Annotated in this window: 14 protein-coding genes and 1 pseudogene; 8 read left to right on the top strand and 7 right to left on the bottom strand. The window is 65.2% G+C overall.

Annotated elements, in window-relative coordinates; genetic code table 11:
* From recF to dnaA, 4 genes are all read right to left on the bottom strand, one after another.
* Nucleotides 1–708, bottom strand: a 708-nt coding sequence (gene recF, locus ACLN58_RS07785) for a DNA replication/repair protein RecF (RefSeq protein ID WP_415854694.1), incomplete at its 3' end; no start/stop codon positions are given.
* A gap of 24 nt (nt 709–732) precedes the next feature.
* On the bottom strand, nt 733–1617 hold the full coding sequence (gene gnd, locus ACLN58_RS07780) for a phosphogluconate dehydrogenase (NAD(+)-dependent, decarboxylating) (RefSeq protein ID WP_415854693.1): 885 nt from the start codon (nt 1615–1617) through the stop codon (nt 733–735).
* Nucleotides 1618–1711: 94 nt separating this feature from the next.
* Nucleotides 1712–2836: a DNA polymerase III subunit beta gene (gene dnaN / locus ACLN58_RS07775; RefSeq protein ID WP_415854692.1), complete on the bottom strand. Its 1125-nt coding sequence runs from the start codon at nt 2834–2836 to the stop codon at nt 1712–1714.
* Nucleotides 2837–3302: 466 nt separating this feature from the next.
* Nucleotides 3303–4715: a chromosomal replication initiator protein DnaA gene (gene dnaA, locus ACLN58_RS07770; protein ID WP_415854691.1), complete on the bottom strand. Its 1413-nt coding sequence runs from the start codon at nt 4713–4715 to the stop codon at nt 3303–3305.
* Between the two features lie 482 nt (nt 4716–5197).
* On the opposite strand from dnaA, the gene rpmH reads away from it, so the two are divergent.
* The 8 genes from rpmH to ACLN58_RS07730 all read left to right on the top strand — a co-directional run bounded on the left by rpmH (nt 5198) and on the right by ACLN58_RS07730 (nt 10966).
* The gene (gene rpmH, locus ACLN58_RS07765; protein WP_127513203.1) at nt 5198–5335 is read left to right on the top strand and encodes a 50S ribosomal protein L34; all 138 of its coding nucleotides are present in this window, start codon (nt 5198–5200) and stop codon (nt 5333–5335) included.
* A gap of 49 nt (nt 5336–5384) precedes the next feature.
* A complete protein-coding gene (rnpA, locus tag ACLN58_RS07760; protein ID WP_415854690.1) occupies nt 5385–5813 on the top strand; it encodes a ribonuclease P protein component in 429 nt (142 codons plus the stop codon).
* Complete coding sequence (yidD, locus tag ACLN58_RS07755; RefSeq protein ID WP_415854689.1) at nt 5797–6207, top strand: membrane protein insertion efficiency factor YidD; 411 nt, start codon at nt 5797–5799, stop codon at nt 6205–6207. Before rnpA ends, yidD begins: the two co-directional genes overlap by 17 nt.
* 9 nt (nt 6208–6216) lie before the next feature.
* A complete protein-coding gene (yidC, locus tag ACLN58_RS07750) occupies nt 6217–7179 on the top strand; it encodes a membrane protein insertase YidC (RefSeq protein ID WP_415854688.1) in 963 nt (320 codons plus the stop codon).
* Nucleotides 7176–7754, top strand: a complete 579-nt coding sequence (locus ACLN58_RS07745) for a protein jag (protein ID WP_415854687.1) — start codon at nt 7176–7178, stop codon at nt 7752–7754. The genes yidC and ACLN58_RS07745 overlap by 4 nt, the downstream gene beginning before the upstream one ends.
* A gap of 1 nt (nt 7755) precedes the next feature.
* Nucleotides 7756–8439 carry a 16S rRNA (guanine(527)-N(7))-methyltransferase RsmG gene (rsmG, locus tag ACLN58_RS07740; RefSeq protein WP_415854686.1) on the top strand — a complete coding sequence of 228 codons (684 nt, stop codon included), beginning with the start codon at nt 7756–7758 and terminating at the stop codon, nt 8437–8439.
* A gap of 71 nt (nt 8440–8510) precedes the next feature.
* Nucleotides 8511–9548, top strand: coding sequence for a ParA family protein (locus ACLN58_RS07735; RefSeq protein WP_415854685.1), 1038 nt, complete (start codon nt 8511–8513; stop codon nt 9546–9548).
* A gap of 56 nt (nt 9549–9604) precedes the next feature.
* Complete coding sequence (locus tag ACLN58_RS07730) at nt 9605–10966, top strand: ParB/RepB/Spo0J family partition protein (RefSeq protein WP_415854684.1); 1362 nt, start codon at nt 9605–9607, stop codon at nt 10964–10966.
* 5200 nt (nt 10967–16166) lie between these two features.
* Here ACLN58_RS07730 and trxA read toward each other — a convergent pair.
* The 3 genes and pseudogenes from trxA to ACLN58_RS07715 all read right to left on the bottom strand — a co-directional run.
* Entirely contained in the window at nt 16167–16496 is a 330-nt protein-coding gene (trxA, locus tag ACLN58_RS07725; protein WP_415854683.1) for a thioredoxin, read from the bottom strand.
* 27 nt (nt 16497–16523) lie between these two features.
* Nucleotides 16524–17504, bottom strand: a complete 981-nt coding sequence (trxB, locus tag ACLN58_RS07720; RefSeq protein WP_415854682.1) for a thioredoxin-disulfide reductase — start codon at nt 17502–17504, stop codon at nt 16524–16526.
* Between the two features lie 228 nt (nt 17505–17732).
* Nucleotides 17733–18513, bottom strand: a pseudogene (locus tag ACLN58_RS07715) (ABC transporter substrate-binding protein); the annotation flags it as partial.

Raw genomic sequence — 18513 nt, 5'->3', positions numbered from 1 at the left:
CGCGAGCCGCGCCGCCTTCGAACCGTCGGTGAGCTGCGCATACGCCGTCGCGACGTGCGGGCGGAGCCGCTCGACGAGCTCGAGCCGGGCCGCGAGAAGCTGCGCGCCGACGGTCGCGAGGTGCTGATCCCATACGTCGAGCGTGGATTCGACGGTCGCGCCGTGGGCGTCGGGTGCGCGATTGCCGCGCGAGCGCGACGTGCGGGCCGACTTGAGGAGCGCGTTGCGCTGCTTGAGGACCCGCTCATAATCGGCCCGCGTCCCCGCGTGCCGGGGAATCAGGACGGTGAGGAGCTCGTCAAGGAAGCGGCGGCGGGCGGACGGATCGCCCTTGACGAGCGCGAGGTCCTCTGGGGCAAATAGGACGGTTCGGGCGATGCCGAGCAGCTCCCGGGCGCGGCGCGGGGCGCCACGATTGATCCGCGAGCGGTTGGCGCGGCCCGGATTAATTTCGAGCTCGAGCTGCGATCGCTGAGCCCCTCGCACGAATCCCGCCCGCACGAACGCCTGCTCGGCCCCGAACCGCACGAGCGGCGCATCGGAGGAGACGCGGTGCGATGAGAGCGTGGACATGAGTCCGAGCGCCTCGACCACGTTCGTCTTGCCCACGCCGTTCGGCCCCACGAGGACCACCGGACCGGGCTCAAGCTCGAGGTCGAGCTGCGCGTAGCTCCGGAAGTCGGTGAGTGAGAGCCGTTCGACGTACACCGGGAGGGACCCCGTTGCCTTGCGCTACTTCGCGGGGCGAGTGGCGTGCCCGCCGAACTGGTGACGCAGCGCGGAAACCATCTTCATGGCGGGGGAGCTGTCCTCGCGCGACTCGAAGCGCGCGAAGAGCGCCGCCGTGATGGCCGGGGCGGGCACCGCATTCGCGATGGCTTCCTCGACGGTCCAGCGGCCCTCGCCCGAGTCCTCGACGTAGTCGCCGATGTTCTCGAGACCAGGATCCTCGTTGAGCGCCTTGACCAGGAGGTCCAGGAGCCACGAGCGCACGACCGTGCCCTTCTGCCAGGCGCGGAACGTGCCCGGGAGGTCGTTGATGATGTCCTTCGCGGCGAGGAGCTGGTAGCCCTCGGCGTACGACTGCATGAGGCCGTACTCGATGCCGTTGTGGACCATCTTGGCGTAGTGGCCCGCGCCGATGCCGCCCACGTGGACGAAGCTGTCGGCGCGTTCGCCCTCGGGCCGCAGGGCGTCGAAGATCGGCATGGCGAGCTCAACGTCGTCGGCCTCGCCGCCGGCCATGAGGCCGTAGCCGTTCTCAAGACCCCACACGCCGCCGGAAACGCCGCAGTCCACGAAGCGAATGCCCTTCGCCGCGAGGTGCGCGGCGTGGCGCTGGTCCTCGGTGAAGCGTGAGTTCCCACCATCGATCACGAGATCGCCCTCGGACAGCTTGTCGCTCAGCTCCTGGACCACCTTGTCGGTGATCTCGCCGGCCGGGACCATGACCCACACGACGCGCGGCGAGGGGAGGGCGGCAATGAGCTCGTCGATCGACGCGACGTCGGCGACGTCCGGATTCCGGTCGTAGCCCGTGACCTCGAGGCCAGCCTTGCGCGCTCGCTCTCGCATGTTGAAGCCCATCTTGCCGAGGCCGATCAATCCGAAATGCATGGGTGTCCTTTCGACGTCGTTCGGGGCTGAGGGCTGGGGAGGGCGGAGGCGGGTGAGAAGGCAGACCGGCTCGGGGTGTCTCCGGCTCGTCGCGTCAGTTCGGGAGACGAACGGGCATGACGAGATACCGGTAATCGGATTCGTCGTCGCCCTCTTGCTCCTTCTGGGCCGTGATCATGGCGGGCTTCGGCGCGCTCGTGAACGAGAAGCGCACGAACGGGGTCTCGATCACGCCGAGGCCTTCCACGAGGTAGTGCGGGTTGAACGCGACGGTGATGTCTTCGCCCGTGAGCTGCGCCTCGAGCTCTTCCGAGGCCTGGGCGTCTTCGCCTGTGCCAGCATCCAGGACCACGAGGCCCTCTGAGAACGCGAGGCGCACGGGCGTGTTGCGCTCGGCGACGAGGGAGACGCGGCGCACGGCCTCGACGAGATCCTGTGTCGCGACGATCGCGTGGATCGGCGTGCTGTCTGGGAACAGCGAACGGATCTTGGGATAGTCGCCGTCGACGAGCAGCGAGGTCGTGGTGCGGCCGCCGCTCTCGAAGCCGATGAGGCGCGAATCGTCCTCGGCCAGGGCGATGTTGAGCTCGCCCGAGCCGCCGAGGGTCTTTGCGACCTCGTTGAGGGTCTTGGCCTTGACGAGGGCGCTCGTCGAGACGCTCGGCGAGCCCGGCTTCCAGACGATTTCGCGCAGCGCCAAGCGGTAGCGGTCGGTGGCGAGGAGCGTGATGAGGCCGTTTTCGAACTCCATCCGCACGCCGGTGAGGATCGGGAGCGTGTCGTCCTTGCTCGCGGCGATGATCACCTGGGAGACGCCCTTGGCGAACGCGTCGCCGGACACGGCGCCGGTGATGTTCGGAAGCTCTGGCAGGGGCGGGTATTCCGCCTCCGGCATGGTCGCCAGGTGGAACGAGCTCCGACGGCACGTGAGCGTGACCTTCGATCCGTCCGTTTCGACGTCGACGGGTGCGGCCGGGAGGCTGCGGCAGATGTCCGCGAGGAGTCGGCCCGAGACGAGAATCGTGCCTTCGGCGCTGATCTCCGCGGGGATCTCAAGGCGAGCCGAGGTCTCGTAGTCGAAGCTGCTCAGGCTCACCACGCCGTCGTGCGCGCGGAGCAGGAGTCCGGAGAGGACGGGGACCGGTGGCCGTGGCGAAAGGGAACGCGCTGCCCAGCTCACTGCTTCGGTGAGGACATCCCGCTCGACTCGGAACTTCACGGAAGGGTTCCCGCCTTTCAACGATTCGTGCGTCCCAGCGCGCACTGTGGACAGCTTAGCCGCAAGAGCGGTGGCACGTTCAACGTGGGGGTCGCTCGGAAGGGGATCGAGTGGGGCCCGTACGGGGAGGAAGGTTCCTGTTGTCTAACGGATCTGAAGAATTTTGTGATTGGTGGTGTTAACAACTGCTGTGGAAACTGTGGAAAACCGTGTTTTGGCCTGATCCGATGCGGGGTCGGGGTGTTCACGAGGTGTTGACTCGTTGCGGACGAGCGGGGCCGTCGCTGTGGACCGGCGGATTCTTGTCATTCGGACTCTCCACAGAACGGCGAGGGGTTTAAGCCCATCCGGCGTGGATGTGCACTTAACTTCCCACAGGGTTGTCCACAGGCCCCTGTTAATAAGGAATGACAAGAACGACGGCGGGTCACAGCACTGCTGTCGTCCGCGCCCCGCGCGGGGCTGCTCAGACGCCCCGCTGGGCCTGCTTGATCTTGTTCGTGAGCTCGGTGACCTGGTTGAAGATCACGCGGCGCTCGGCCATGAGCTCGCGGATCTTGCGATCGGCGTGGATCACGGTCGTGTGGTCGCGGCCGCCGAGGACCTGGCCGATCTTGGGCAGCGACATGTCCGTGAGTTCGCGGCACAGGTACATCGCGATCTGCCGCGCGGTGACGAGCGTGCGCGTGCGGGACTTGCTGTTGAGTTCCTCGACCGTGAGCTTGAAGTAGGCGGCCGTCTCCTGGAGGATCTGGTCCGACGTGATTTCGAGCGCCGAATCATCCGTGATGAGGTCCTTGAGCACCATCTCGGCCAGGGCCACATCGACCGGCTGCTTGTTGAGGCTCGCGAACGCCGTGACGCGGATGAGCGCGCCCTCGAGCTCGCGAATGTTCGAGGCGATCCGCGATGCGATGTACTCAAGCACGTCGTCCGGCGCGTAGAGGCCCTCGCTGTTGGCCTTCTTGCGCAGAATCGCGATCCGCGTCTCGAGGTCCGGCGGCTGGATGTCCGTGAGCAGACCCCACTCGAAGCGCGACTTCATGCGGTCCTCGAAGCCATGAAGCGCCTTCGGCGGCTGGTCCGAGGTGATGACCACCTGCTTGTTGCTGTTGTGGAGGGCGTTGAACGTGTGGAAGAACTCCTCCATCGTCCCCGTGCGGCCCGCGAGGAACTGGATGTCGTCGATGAGGAGGAGGTCCACGTTCCGGTACGTGGTCTTGAAGCTCGTGCCCTCATCGTCGCGGATCGAGTTGATGAAGTCGTTCGTGAACTCTTCGGAGTTCACGTAGCGGACGCGAATGCCCGTGTAGAGCCGGCGCGCGTAGTGGCCGATCGCGTGCAGGAGGTGGGTCTTCCCGAGGCCCGAGTCCCCGTAGATGAAGAGCGGGTTGTAGGCCTTCGCTGGTGCCTCGGCCACCGCGACGGCCGCCGCGTGGGCGAAGCGGTTCGAGGCACCGATCACGAACGTGTCGAACGTGTACTTGGGGTTGAGCCGACCGAACTCCTGCGACGTGCTCGGCGGGGTCGGGGCCGGCCGGAGATCCGGGACAGGCTCCGGGCGCTTGAGCGGCTCGAAGATCTCCTCGCGGATGGGCACGAGCTCGGTGTCGACGTCGATCGCGCAGCGGATGTCCTCGGAGAACACGCCGCGGAGCGCCGCGTCGAGCGGCTCCTTGAGCTGGGTCTGGAGGACCTCACGCGTGAGCTCGTTGGGGACCGCGACCAGGAGCGTCGATCCGATGAGTCCTTGCGCCTGCGCGAGCACTACGAATCCGCGCTGCCGAGGGGAAACGCGGTCGTCCTCCTCAAGCAGGCGCACCACGCGCCGCCACGAACTGCCAACAGTGTTGGCTTCGTTCGCCTCGTCTGTCCCCATATGCCCTTCTTGCCGCTTCGTGCCGGTGTTCTGGCACCTGCGGTTTTCCACACGTCTATCCACACGCGCGAGCAAGGTGCACTGAGCAAGCCTAGACGACGGAAAAACCAGAAGACAGCAGGGCACCAGCCCTCGGTGAATTACACTGGTGGAGTTCACCGAGGCATCCGCGGCAGCTCGCTGTCCACAGGCTGGGGGTGGACTTGGACACAGTTGGGGACAATCAACCGGGAGCGTGCTCCCAGTGCTTCTGGCGTCCCCTTGATCGACGCGCGAGTTTGACGCGGTTTGCCCTTGTGCCCTAACGTCGTTAAGTCCTTTGTCTGCACACTGTCCTGTCGCATGCCCTCGGATGTCATCGATTCAGCCGCGAGGCTGAGCGGGGCAACCGGCATGAGGCGCGGCCGGGCGGCAGGCACCGCATATACCGCGTCCGCCAGAGTCAGCCTGGGCAGACGCCCCGGATCCACTGGAGTGACACCGTGAGCAAGCGGACTTTTCAGCCCAACAACCGCCGTCGTGCCAAGAAGCACGGCTTCCGTCTTCGTATGCGCACCCGCGCCGGCCGCGCCATCCTGGCCGCCCGTCGCTCGAAGGGCCGCACGGAGCTTTCGGCCTGAGGCTGGGCCGCGCCCGGCTCCCTCAGTGACGCTGCGTTAGGGGCAGGGGATGCTTCCCGCCCGTAATCGGCTGCGCACTGGTGCCGATTTCTCGCATACCGTACGTTCCGGCGTCCGCCAAGGGCGCCGGAACGTCGTGCTGTATGCGGTCCTTTCGGAAAGCGAAGCCCCTTCCCGGTTTGGCTTCATCGTCTCCAAGGCGGTGGGGAACGCTGTCACGCGCAACCTCGTTAAGAGGAGGCTGAGGGAAGCCAGTGCGGAAACGCTGCGGGACCAGCCGACGGGCATCGACGTTGTGGTGCGCGCTCTGCCCGCTGCGGCGTCTGCCGACTGGACCTCCCTCCGCGGCGACTACGCCTCAGCGCTTCGCGGCGCCCTGCGCCGGCTGAGCCCGGCGACTGGAGGCAGGACAACGGTCGACGGCGGGACGCAACCCGGCGGCGGCACACGGGAGGACCTCGATGGCAGCGGTGAGTGAAGCTCCGCGGGGACACGCGCCTGCTCAGGTGGCGGCCGCCGTCGGACGTTTCGTGTGGAACCTTCCACGCAACGTGCTCATCGTGCTGCTCAAGGCCTACCGGCTGCTCATCTCGCCCCTGTACGGGCAGGTCTGCCGGTTCTTCCCATCCTGCTCGGCGTATGCACTCGAAGCCGTCACAGTTCACGGGGCTGTGCGAGGATCGTACTTGGCGGTTCGTCGGCTCGCGCGCTGCCACCCCTGGAATTCGGGCGGTCTGGATCCGGTGCCTGACGGGCACCGGCATTGGCCTGCCGACCGCATGCCGCGGATCGTGGTGCTCAACCACCCCGACCGCTACTGGAAGGACGAACCCGCCTCCGGCGGCCCTGCCAGCTTGAGAGACGAGGAATAAGGAAACAACATGGACCCTCTTGGGACAATACTCCTGCCCTTTGAGTGGCTGGTCTCCTTCGTCATGGTGGCCTTCCACGAGGCGCTTTCGTTCATCGGCCTCCCGGCGGCGAGCGGTTGGACCTGGACGTTCTCGATCATCGGCCTCGTGCTCGTGATCCGAGGCGCCCTCATTCCCGTCTTCGTGCGGCAGATCAAGGCGCAGCGCGGCATGCAGCTGCTGCAGCCGGACCTTCAGAAGCTCCAGGCCAAGTACAAGGGCAAGACGGATCAGCTCTCCCGCCAGGCCATGGCGCAGGAGCAGATGGCGCTGTACAAGCACCACGGCACGAACCCGTTCTCGGCGTGTCTGCCGATGCTCATCCAGATGCCGTTCTTCTTCGGGCTCTTCCGCGTCCTTTCCGGCATCAGCAACGCTCAGGCGAACAACACCGGCATCGGCGCCATGACGCACGATCAGGTCGACCAGTTCCACAACTCGAGCATCTTCGGCGCGCCGCTCTCGGCGTCGCTGCTGCATGGCGGTGGCGGGGACGCGGTGGTCGTCGCGATCCTCTCGATCCTCATGATCGTCGCGATGACTGCCTCGCAGTTCATCACCCAGAAGCAGATCATGGCGAAGAACATGTCCGAGGCCGCGATGCAGAGCCCGTTCATGCGCCAGCAGAAGATCCTGCTCTACATCCTTCCGCTCGTGTTCGGTATTGGTGGCATCAACTTCCCGATCGGCGTGCTCATCTACTGGACCATCAGCAATCTGTGGACCATGGGTCAGCAGTTCTACGTGATCCAGCGGATGCCGTCGCCGGGCTCCCCGGCCGCGAAGGCCCTCAATGAGCGCCGCGCCGCGAAGGGCCTTCCTCCGATCGACGTCACGACCGGCAAGGCCGTGAAGCCCGAGGACATGCCTCCGCCGCCCGAGCCTAAGACCCAGCGGCAGCAGCCGCAGCGCAAGAACCGGAGGAAGAAGTGACCCCTACCGAGACCGCCGCTGAGAGCGGCACCGACGGCAGCGTGGAGTGGGAGAACGGCGAGGACGCCTCGGCTGACGAGGCGACGGGCGACGACGAGCAGGCTCCGCTGAGCCGTCTCGAAGAAGAGGGCGACATCGCGGCCGACTACCTCGAGGAACTCCTCGACATCGCGGACATCGACGGGGACATCGACATCGAGGTCCGTGGCGGCCGTACGTACCTTTCCGTCATCGCGGACGAGAGTACCCAGGGGCTCGACGCGCTCGTCGGAACGGGCGGCGAGGTTCTCGAGGCCCTTCAGGAGCTCACGCGCCTTGCGGTGCTCTCGCAGACGGGGAACCGTTCGCGGCTCGTCCTTGACATCAACGGCTACCGCGGTGAGCGCACCAAGTATCTGCACTCGCTCGCCGAGGACGCCGTGGAGAAGGTCAAGTCGGGCGCTTCGCCCGTGCACTTGGCCCCGATGAGCTCGTACGAGCGCAAGATCGTTCACGACGCCGTGGCCGATCTGGGCTTCGTGAGCGAGTCCGAGGGCGAGGGCGCCAAGCGCCACATCGTCGTTTCCTCCGACTGACGTGGCGGAGCACCAGGAAGCTTCGGCTCCCGCGAACGACGGCGGTCTTCCGGACTTGGCGGGCGCGGAGCTCGCCGCCGCGGAGAAGCTGTTCGGCGATCGCCTTGATCTGGCGCGTCGCTACGTTGAGCACCTTGCGACGTCGGGTCTCGAGCGAGGGCTCATTGGCCCCCGTGAGGTGCCGCGACTGTGGAGCAGGCACGTTCTCAACTGCGCCGTGATCGAGTCCGAGTTTGCCCAGGGGGCGACCGTGGCCGATGTCGGGAGTGGGGCTGGGCTGCCTGGCCTGTGCCTCGCCCTCGCGCGTCCGGATCTGACCATGGTGCTCATCGAACCGCTCGAGCGCCGCGTCGTGTGGCTTGAGGAAGTCGTGGCCGATTTGGGCCTCACGAACGTCCGCGTGTTCCGGGTCCGAGCTGAGCAGGCAGTGGACCTCGTGAACGCCGACTACGTTACGGCCCGCGCTGTGTCGGCCCTTTCGAAGCTCGTGCCGATCACCCTTCCGCTGCTTGGCGGATCCGGCGCCCTCGTGGCGATCAAGGGTCGGAGCGCGGCCGAGGAGATCGAGCAAGCGGCCAAGGCCATCAAGAAATATCGGGGCCGGAATCCCGAGGTTCGGGTCATCGGTGAGGGGCTCCTCGAGGAGCCCACGACGGTGGTGAGGATCGCCGTCGACTCGGCGTGATCGGCCGGGGGTCTGCGTCTACCGGCTAGGCTAGAGTGAGGAAATCGACGCGAACCGAGAGTGAGTGAACAGTGACCAGTGACGAGTCATCGGCTCAGCGGATTCCCCCTTTCGTATCCCTGGGGCCGGCGCGTTCGGGAACTGTGGCACCTTCTTCGTCGGCTCAACCTGTGCGGGTTGATTCCCCGACCAAAGTCTCGAATGACAAGGTCAAGGCCGGCTCGTCGACCGCGGTCGATGACAACAGCCCGATCGGCAGTCAGCTCGCGAGTGAGGCGAAGCGGCGTGAACGCCTGAGCGAGCGCAAGCTCCGCCAGCCGGCGGCGACGCGCGTCTTCACCGTCTCGAACCAGAAGGGCGGCGTCGGCAAGACGACGACGACGGTCAACATCGCGGCTGCCCTCGCGGCGTCGGGCCTCAACGTGCTCGTCATCGATATCGATCCGCAGGGCAACGCCTCCACGGCCCTTGGAATTGAGCATCACGCCGAAGTCGAGAGCATTTACGACGTGCTCATCAACGACGTTCCGCTCGGTGAGGTCGTGAGCCTGTGCCCCGACGTCGAGCGTCTTGAATGCGCGCCGGCCACGATCCATCTCGCAGGTGCCGAGATTGAGCTCGTGTCTCTCGTCGCACGCGAGCAGAGGCTCCGCCGGGCTATCGAGATCTACGCGAAGGAGCGGGCTGAGCAGGGGCGTGAGCGGCTCGACTACATCTTCATCGACTGCCCGCCGAGCCTCGGTCTCCTCACTGTCAATGCGTTCTGCGCTGCGGACGAGGTGCTCATCCCGATTCAGTGCGAGTATTACGCGCTCGAGGGGCTCAGCCAGCTGCTCAAGAACATTGAAATGATCCAGACGCATCTCAATGCAGGGCTTCGAGTCTCGACTATCCTGTTGACGATGTACGACGGCAGGACCAATCTGGCCGCCCAGGTTGCTGCTGAGGTCCGCGAGCACTTCCCCGAGCAGGTGCTCGAGGCTGTGGTTCCGCGTTCGGTACGCATTTCCGAGGCGCCTAGCTATCAGCAGACCGTCATGACGTACGACCCCTCGTCGACGGGGGCGCTCTCCTACATGGAGGCGGCGGCCGAGATCGCCGAACGCTGAGTTTTGCATACTGGTCAGACCCTCACGTCCGAGGGCTCAAAGGAGGAAGTCCGCGCATGAGCGAGAAGCGCCGTGGTCTGGGCCGTGGCTTGGGGGCGCTGATCCCCAGCTCGGGGACGGCCGCCGGCGGGACGGTTGCGCCATCACGTCCCGTCGATCTGTTCTTCCCCGAAAGCCGGCGAGCGAGCGAACCGCTCGATGCGGCGTCCGCCGAGACCCCAACGTCGCACCCGTCCGTGTCCGACGGAGCCACGTCCGACGGCGCCGTGCAGGACACCGAGGTTTCGACCGAGGCGTCGACTAGCGGGGGTGACGTTTCGGAAGCTCCCACCGAGACCGAGACCGAGACCGAGACCGGGACCGGGGCCGCCGAGTCGACCTCGCCGGTACCGGCCGCCGCTGAGGAACCGAAGGGCACACCCAGGTCCGGCGGGTCCAAGTCTGGTTCCAAGGCTCCGGCGACGAAGACCCCCGCGACAAAGGCCTCATCCGCGAAGGAGCCGAAGGCGCCAGCCGCACGGCCGACGGCGTCCGATTCTTCGGCCGTCGCTGAGGCTGCGTCCGCACCCTCGTCTGGTTCGGACGAACTCGATCTCGTTGAGGTTCCCGGTGCACAGTTCGCCGAGATCCGAGTCGACGATATTCACCCGAACCGGAAGCAGCCCCGCACGGTCTTCGACGAAGACGAGATGTCCGAGCTGGTGCACTCCGTCCGGGAGATCGGCGTCCTCCAGCCGATCGTGGTGCGGAAGTCAACCGAAGCCGGTAGCGAAAGCTACGAACTCGTCATGGGCGAGCGCCGTTGGCGTGCCGTCCAATTGGCTGGGCTTGAGACCGTCCCTGCGATCATCAGGGACACGAGCGACGACGATCTTCTTCGCGACGCTCTGCTTGAGAACCTCCACCGTAGCCAACTGAATCCGCTTGAAGAGGCGGCTGCCTATCAGCAGCTGCTCGAGGACTTCGGTACAACTCACGAGGAGCTCGCGGATCGCATCGGTCGATCCCGTCCGCAGGTCTCGAATACTATTCGACTGCTTCGCCTTCCTCCGCTGGTTCAGCGACGCGTGGCTGCCGGCGTTCTTTCTGCCGGACATGCTCGGGCTCTTCTCTCACTCCCGGATCCAGGGGCTATGGAGCGCGTTGCCCAGCGAATCGTGTCCGAGGGTCTTTCCGTTCGGGCCACCGAGGAAGCGGTCGCACTGTACGAGGACCCCGGTGAGCCCCGGCGCTCCAACATCCCGAAGCCGAATGCTCGCCACGAGCGCCTCGACTTCCTCGCCTCCTCTCTCGCGGATCGGCTCGATACGAACGTCAAGATCACGCTCGGAGCTCGTAAGGGGCGCGTGAGCATTGAGTTTGCGAGCGTCGAGGATCTGAACCGCATCATGGGGGTTCTGAGTCCCGGTGACGAGTAGCCCTCGGTTTGGTAGCCGAACGTGAAGGACCCTCTCCGAATGGAGGGGGTCCTTTTCGTTGCCTGGTGAGTAGCAGATCCGCGTGGTGCGATTGAGCCATCAAGGCGAACGTGCTCATTTCGCGTGGACCGTGCGCGTTTCACGTGAAACGATGAGGAGACGTAGTCAGCCTGAAGGGGCGCGGACCTACGGCAATTGGTTCGCATGGGGCGGCCTCGGCTCGCCGTTTCACGTGAAACGGCGAGCACGAGCGATACGGCCAGCAATGCCGGCGGCGCGAGGTTCTCGGCCGACCGCAACAATTGAGTCCGACTGGTGAGGGCGAGACGCGCTCTGCCTCTAGTACCCGCAGAGGGGCGGCACCGAGCGCTTTTCCAAAGATCGGGGCTCCGACTGCTCCGGCGACCCTCCCGTACACACCGGCCCCTAACGCCTCGACTGACTCGGGATCTTCATCCACCTAGCAATGCTCTTCTATGGGTGGACACGGGAGCTCATCTGTCACAGAGCCGCCGCCGCGACGCCCAGGGCGCGAGGGTGCCTTTTTCGTACTCCTGGCTGCATCCGCGGTGGATCGGAAGATGACGAGGCCTTGCTATCCCCTTAGGTGGCCAAAGCATCCTGTGCGACTGGCCTTGGAGCGTTGTATGACGTCGCGGGCACGTATGTGCCACCGCGGAAGCATTGAAATGCTGGCCTTAGGTGTCTTTGCTGCTCAGTCGAATCGGCCGCGCTCGGTCCCGGTGGACTCGTCGACGGCACAACGACCCTCGAGGACCTGACCGATGCGAATTCTCCAGACGGCGCAATGTTTTGCAGACCAGGACCGGGTAGCGGCCACGTTCCTAGCGCCGGTATCGACACTGAGACGGAACGTTCGCCATTCGACGTGAATGCGCTTCGCCTGCGCGTAGTCGGCGGCCGGCAAGTCCCCGGGCCGTGGCCGCTCTTGCCCTGCCCGCGGTCGGGGGCCGGCAGGTCCCCGGCTCGTGACTGTCGTTGACTCCCCGTAGTTGGGACATGCGGGACTCAGGTTGATCGTTGGGGCCTACGCCTGTGCGTGGTTCTCATCTCGAGCGTACGAGGACGGTAGAAGGCCCCAGAGAGCGAGGGCAGTCTGGACTCGTGGAAACAAGACCGGGGGCGTCTTCGCTGTCGTGGTCGGGAATGCTCAGATGCGGAAATGTCCAAGGTGGAGCGGCCTTGACAGGCTATTGACGTTCAAGGCGGGCGGGCGTGCTAAGGCGGGTCGGAGTGCCAAGGCGGATCGGTGTGCTGAGGGAAGCGGGCATGCTAAGGCGGGCGGGCATGCTAAGGCGGGCGGGCGTGCTAAGGCGGGCGGGCGTGCCAAGGCGGGTCGGAGTGCCAAGGCGGATCGGTGTGCTGAGGCCAGCGGGCGTGCGAAGGCGGGTCGGAGTGCCAACACGGGGCCGTCGGTGATCGGCTCGGCTCGTTGGACGGGCGTTTGGATGGCATATGACAAGGCGCTTGTGAGACTGTCTCCCTGGGGCTCCGGCTCGGATCGCTAGTCCATTGATCGGCATGATTCTGTTTCACGTGAAACAGGGGGCTTGGTCTGGCGCGTCCGGGGGTTCGATGATCCTCGGTGGCGGCGGCCGTGAATTTGTACTTTGATGACGCTCCGGACGGTCAGTGAAGTCGACCCGCCATTCCTGACCCAGCCAATCTTGGTCACGCCGATGTTTCACGTGAAACACGACTGACGTGTTGGAGATTGATCGTGCGTTGGAGATCGTCGACCATCGCGGTCGACCCACCGGTTGTTCATGAAGAGTCACGACCCACCCAAACGCTCTCGGCGAGCCAGCCGGAATTTGGACGGATTGCCAGAGGGCGGGCCCGTTTCACGTGAAACACAGTCTTCGACCTGGACAGGATCCCTCTCTAACGCCTGACCGGTAACCTGACCTGGAACCTGGCCGGAACGCGGCGTGACCTGGAACCTGACCGGAATGGGGTCCGCACTTCGCTGAGCCACTCAAGGCGTCGCCCTACGTGTCCATCCCGCCACCGCTGTGTCCGGCCAAGATGGGTCCCCACCCGACTCGCGCATTAGGCCCGCAGTGACCCAGGAGGTCCGCCTGCCCGCTGGCTCCAGGTCCCAGCCCTCAGGCTCCACACTTCAGGCTGCTGGCGCCGCGGGACCGTCGCGGCGCCAGGGGACGCGGCTCAGCAGCCGAGCCGTGTCCCGCATCTGACATGTGGAAAATGCCTGTGGATTTCCCTGTGGATAACGGATCGGTCCGATTGCACAAGTACATCGAGGTCTGTGGATAGTCGCTCGAATACGCCTCAGTAGACCGGCGGTTCGTCGATTGGGACATGCTCACGGAGAGACCGACTCCCTGGCGATTTCGAGCACGATCCACGTTCTATGCAATGAGACTGACATCCCCGCGCCGCAAAGTGCTGCCCGATGACACAAATATCGACGCGTTAGATGCGCGTTTCGTAGCTGATATCGGCAGGATGTTGCGCGGCATGGGCGGACCACAGATTGTATGGATGTTTGGCTCGCGTTGCTCCTGATGTGCGGACGGTGGGCGTCGGTGCCCCCAGGGTGGCCGAGTGCGCGAGGACTCGAGAAGTGTCCACACACTGCAGTCCACGACTGTGGATAACATCTGTGGAAATCGTTGTGGATATCGCCCGATACGTCAGTGGATAACCCTGTGTAGAAGAGCTCAGGCGGGGTGAGGCCTATGCGGCGTTTTGGCTCTTCACCAGTTTGCGTTCGTGCTCGGGGGGCTCCGTTCGCATCGGCGGGTGACCGAGCGCTTGGCTCCGTCTGCGCCACGGGCTGGGGACCAGCGTGGATCCCGGGGCTCTTGACGGTCGGTCGCGACGATCTCGGTGGACAACCATCGCGGTGGACACTGCCCAGAACCTCATAACGACTCATCCTGGGTGGGGAGCTCGTCGGCCAGCGATAGGTTGCGAGGGGTTCGCGTGGGTCCGCATGAGGGTGGCGTATGAGCGGCCCCGTTGATCGATGGTGTGGCGTCGAGGCAGGGCGCCGAGTGTGTTGCGAATTTGGGGGTGCCAGGGGGAGGTGTCGTGCGGCGCTGACGGCGCCGATCGTGGCTGAGGGGCGTTACGCATGCCGTGGAGTCGCCCCGTGGAGCTGAGGCTGACCGGGGCATTCGGTGCCGGGGGGTGCAGATTGCTGAGGAGCGTTCTGCGGCTGAGCGTGGTCGGGGGGTCTCGCGGCGCAGTGTGCGACCGTGTGGAGAGCGTCCTTTGGTACTGACGGCGGCGCTGGCAGTGACCGGGGAGCGTCACGCGGTTCCGACGCTTTGCGAGGGGGTCGGGGCGTGTGGTGCAGCGCTGACTGCGCTGAGAGTGACCAGGGACAGCACGATGGCGCCGATGGCGCCGATGGGGCTGTAGGCGGGCGAGGAGCGTCCCGCGCCTCGTGGACGTCCGGGGAGCGTCGTTTGGTGCTGGATGCGCTGACGCCGGTTTGGGTGCCCTGTGGCGATGTCGGCGTTGCGGGCGGCGGAGAAGCGCCCCGTCGCGTTGATGCAGCTGAGGGTGACTGAGGAGCGTCCGGTCGCCCCGAGGGTGACTGCAGGCGTCCCGGTTCCTCGATAATGAGGCAGGAGGGTGGTAGGGCTACCAGGGTGGCCGAGGAAGGATCGTCTTAGGTGCTTGGCTTTGGACCAAGTGTCCGACTGAAGCGACTGAGTCAGAAAGTCCAAGTCTGATCGCTACTCCCTGAAAGTCCTTGGCGTGTCGGTGGTGACTAGGTCCGAAAGGCTCTTGTTCTGACGATTAAGAGCTGCCGCGGCTTGGCCGTGAGGTGCTTGATGGATCTGATGCTTCACGTGAAACGACGTTGGGCAATAGAAGGGCCCGGTTTCACGTGAAACAGGTGCTCGATTCCGACCGCACGTGATTGGGACAGGCGGGATGGAGATCGGCGCGCGAAAGAGAGCCGGGCGCTCGGGGACGATGACGTTTGGGACAAGCGGCCCGGGTGCCGGGGTCGGGCGTCGGGCGCCTGAGTCGACTGTGACGGAACCGCGGTCGGGCGGCCCCGGTAGGCCGGAATCTTCAACTGGGGTGCTTCGTGGCGAAGGCCGAGCAGCGAGGGGAGTCACAACTCGTGTTCACCCGACCCGGTGAGTCCGTCCGGGAGCGCTGTCGGGCGACCGGACTCGGGCAGCCGACCGCCGTGGGACTGAATTCAGGGCACCTCGGCCCAGGCCGTCGCGCGGACCCCGACCGGGTGACGGTCGCCGCCGCGCCTAGCGTCGAGGACGGTGCGGATCGGGCGATGCCGGCACGCCGAGACACCCTCGTGTCGAAAGCGCCTGGAGTCGTTGCCCGCCGCCGGATCTCTGGAACCGTCCGTGCACTTCTGATTCAGAAATCGGAGTCTTGCTCAAGTCCTCGGCCAAGCCAACGCGGGCGGGCCGGGGCAGCTTTGAGCAGCCACAGCACGCGCTTGGACTGATGTGGAGCTGAGGAGTCGATCCGTTGCCCACTTCGGGGTCGAGCAGCGACGAAGGATTCGTTCCGGGTGCCCCTTTGGCGTCGTGTGGCACCGCCAGTACGGCCAGTTGCGCCATCTCGAACCGTCGGCATTCGCGCGTGGTCGGTTCTATTGATTCAGGGCGGATTGGTTGATCTTAGACGGCTGGCTCGGCCGATATGTGGTCGAACGACGGCGTTTCGGATTCGTGCGGGCCCAAAATCGGGCTGATCCGCGCGCCCCGAGGAGAACTGCCGATCGCTTCGGGTCATCAGCTCGGGGATACACTGCCTTCGGTGGTCGGAACCGCAGAATCCAGCGATGCGTTGAGTTGCCGGCGAACTGTACGAGGGCCCTACGCCTCACGCGAACCTCTGTGGTTAGCTCCACGTTTCACGTGAAACAGAGCATGTGTCCGCCCCGTCGTGCTGGAAGGTGTTCGTCCTGTCGTGCTGGAAGGGTCTGCCACGTTGTCTGGATGGTGACGAATTGAGCGAGTAGCCCGGCAGAGGGCCAGGTTTGCGCAAAGCAGCAAAGCTTCGCGCGTTTCACGTGAAACGGAGGCGAAGGTGATCGGGTGGTCCGAACAAGCACTCACCGGCCTGGCAGCGCCCTCACCAACCCTACGCAGGGGCAACGGAAGGGCGCAGACAACAGAAGAGGGCGCAGCCATCGGCTGCGCCCTCTTCTGTTGGTCGGGATCTACTTCACGAGAACCTCGGACCATTCCTTCTCGAAGTACTGCTTCGGCCGCGCACCGATCACCGTTCCGGTGACCTTGCCCCTTTCGAAGAGATACACCGCAGGGATCGACGTAATACCGTATTCGGCCGCGATGTTCGGGTTGTCGTCAACGTTCACCTTCACCACGTCGACCTTCTCCGAATATTCAACGGAGATGTCGTCGAGGATGGGGCCCACCTTGCGGCACGGCCCGCACCATTCGGCCCAGAAATCGACGATGACGGGCTTCTCGGAGAGAAGGACCTCGTCGGTGAACTGGGCGTCGGTGACGTCTCGGGCGTTGCTCATGTCTGCCTTCCGATCTGTGGTGAGGAGTTAGGCCTGCTGGGTGGCGAGGCTGCGTGCCTCGACGTCTGAGAGGTAATGCTCGACGTCGATGGCGGCAACGCAACCGGACCCGGCTGCAGTAATCGCCTGGCGGTACGTGGGATCGACGACGTCGCCGGCGGCGAAGACGCCCGGGACGTTCGTACGTGAGGTCCGGCCCTCGACAGCGATGGTCCCCTCGGGGGTGAGCTCGAGGACGTCCTTCACGAGATCGGTACGCGGGTCGTTGCCGATGGCCACGAAAACGCCGGTGACCGCGAGGTTCGACTCGGAACCGTCAATGGTGTTCCGCAGCGTCAGGCCGGTGACCTTCTCGCCGCCGATCACGTCGGCCACCTCGCTGTTCCAGGCGAACGAGATCTTCTCGTGGGCAAGCGCGCGGTCGGCCATGATCTTGGATGCGCGAAGCGACTCGCGGCGGTGAACCACCGTGACGGTGCGGGCGAACTTCGTGAGGAAGAGCGCTTCCTCCATGGCGGAGTCGCCACCACCGATCACCGCGATGTCCTGGTCCTTGAAAAAGAAACCGTCACACGTGGCGCACCAGCTCACACCGTGCCCAGAAAGTCGCTTCTCGTTCGGAAGCCCTAGCTCGCGGTAGGCGGAGCCCGTCGAGATGATCACGGCGCGGGCGAAATGCTCCTCGCCGTTTGCGAGGACAACCCGCTTGACTTCTCCTTCGAGGTCAATCGACTCGACGTCCTCGAACTCGATCTGTGCGCCGAACCTCGCGGCCTGCTGCTCGAGCTTGTCCATGAGTTCCGGACCCTGGACACCCTCAGGGAAGCCCGGGAAGTTTTCGACCTCGGTCGTGTTCATGAGCTCGCCGCCCGCCGTGACCGAACCGGCAAAAATCAACGGCTTGAGGTTGGCTCGCGCGGTGTAGATGGCTGCGGTGTATCCTGCGGGACCGGAACCGACGACAATAACGTCGCGGATCTCAGTGGCGATGCTTTCGGCAGTGCTCACGGGCGATTGACCTCTTCTTCTGACGTGCTGGACTCCGTACGTCCACAGCTCACAACATGTCGACGGACGTTGGTATTCCGCCGCGCCGCCTTTCAAGGGTACCGAAGGCTCGCCGCGTGCAAGGGGCGTGTGAAGAAATGGCTCGTGTGAAGAAATGAGAAAAGGCCGCCTGGGGCACGAAGCTCCAGGCGGCCTTTCAACAGTGCGGGCGCGCCGCCGTCGTTCGCTTTACTGCACCTTGATCTCGGCGAGCCGCAGGCCGAACGGGTACTGCGTCTTCGGCGCGGCGAGCCGCGGAAGGGCTGTGATCTGGATGATCACGTACTGGGCCTTGACGGTGTTCGGCAGCGGGAACACGAGCTGCGTCGTATTGAACGTGTTCGTTCCCACGAGAGTCGCGCCCGTGACGTCCGGCTGCGAGTTCGTGTAGACGCTCACGCTGCCGCCGGTGCCGCCAAGCTGGTCGAGCTCGACCGACTTGATGTCGGAGGCGTCCTTGAGCTTGACCGCAAGCGCGACGCTCTTGGTGAAGCCGCCCCAGTCCTCGCGGGCGAACTCCATGTCAGACCAGTACGTCGCCGGGTTGCCGTCGTAGGTGGCGGAAAGCTTGGAGTCGAACTGATCGGCAAACGAGAGCTCCTCCGGGTGGAGGCGCGTGACCGACTCGATGGCCGGAGCCACCACGGGCGCCGGGGGCGCCGACTGGCCCCCGGACGCAGAGTCGGAGGCCGGGGCGGAGTGCGAAGCGCTTGTCTTCGGGCTCGATGCCTGGGGCTGGAACACGCTGCCGAGGGTCGTGAACGCGAAGATCAGGGCAATGATGAGCACGAGCGCGAGGATGCCGCCCACTAGCCACGGCACGGACTTTGGTCGCGTGGACTCGTCGTCTTCCTCGAGGTCGTCGTCCCGATCGAAGATCCGGTCGGACGGATCGTTCCACGTGGTTTGCCGGGCACCGGCGGGGAACGCGGCGCCGCGAGCCTGGCCAGATCCTCCGCCGGAGGACGGG

Source organism: Sinomonas sp. G460-2 (genome assembly GCF_047759905.1).
GTDB lineage: Bacteria > Actinomycetota > Actinomycetes > Actinomycetales > Micrococcaceae > Sinomonas.
The sequence above is the reverse complement of the archived record's forward strand: the minus strand, read 5'-3'. Positions and strand labels throughout refer to the sequence as shown.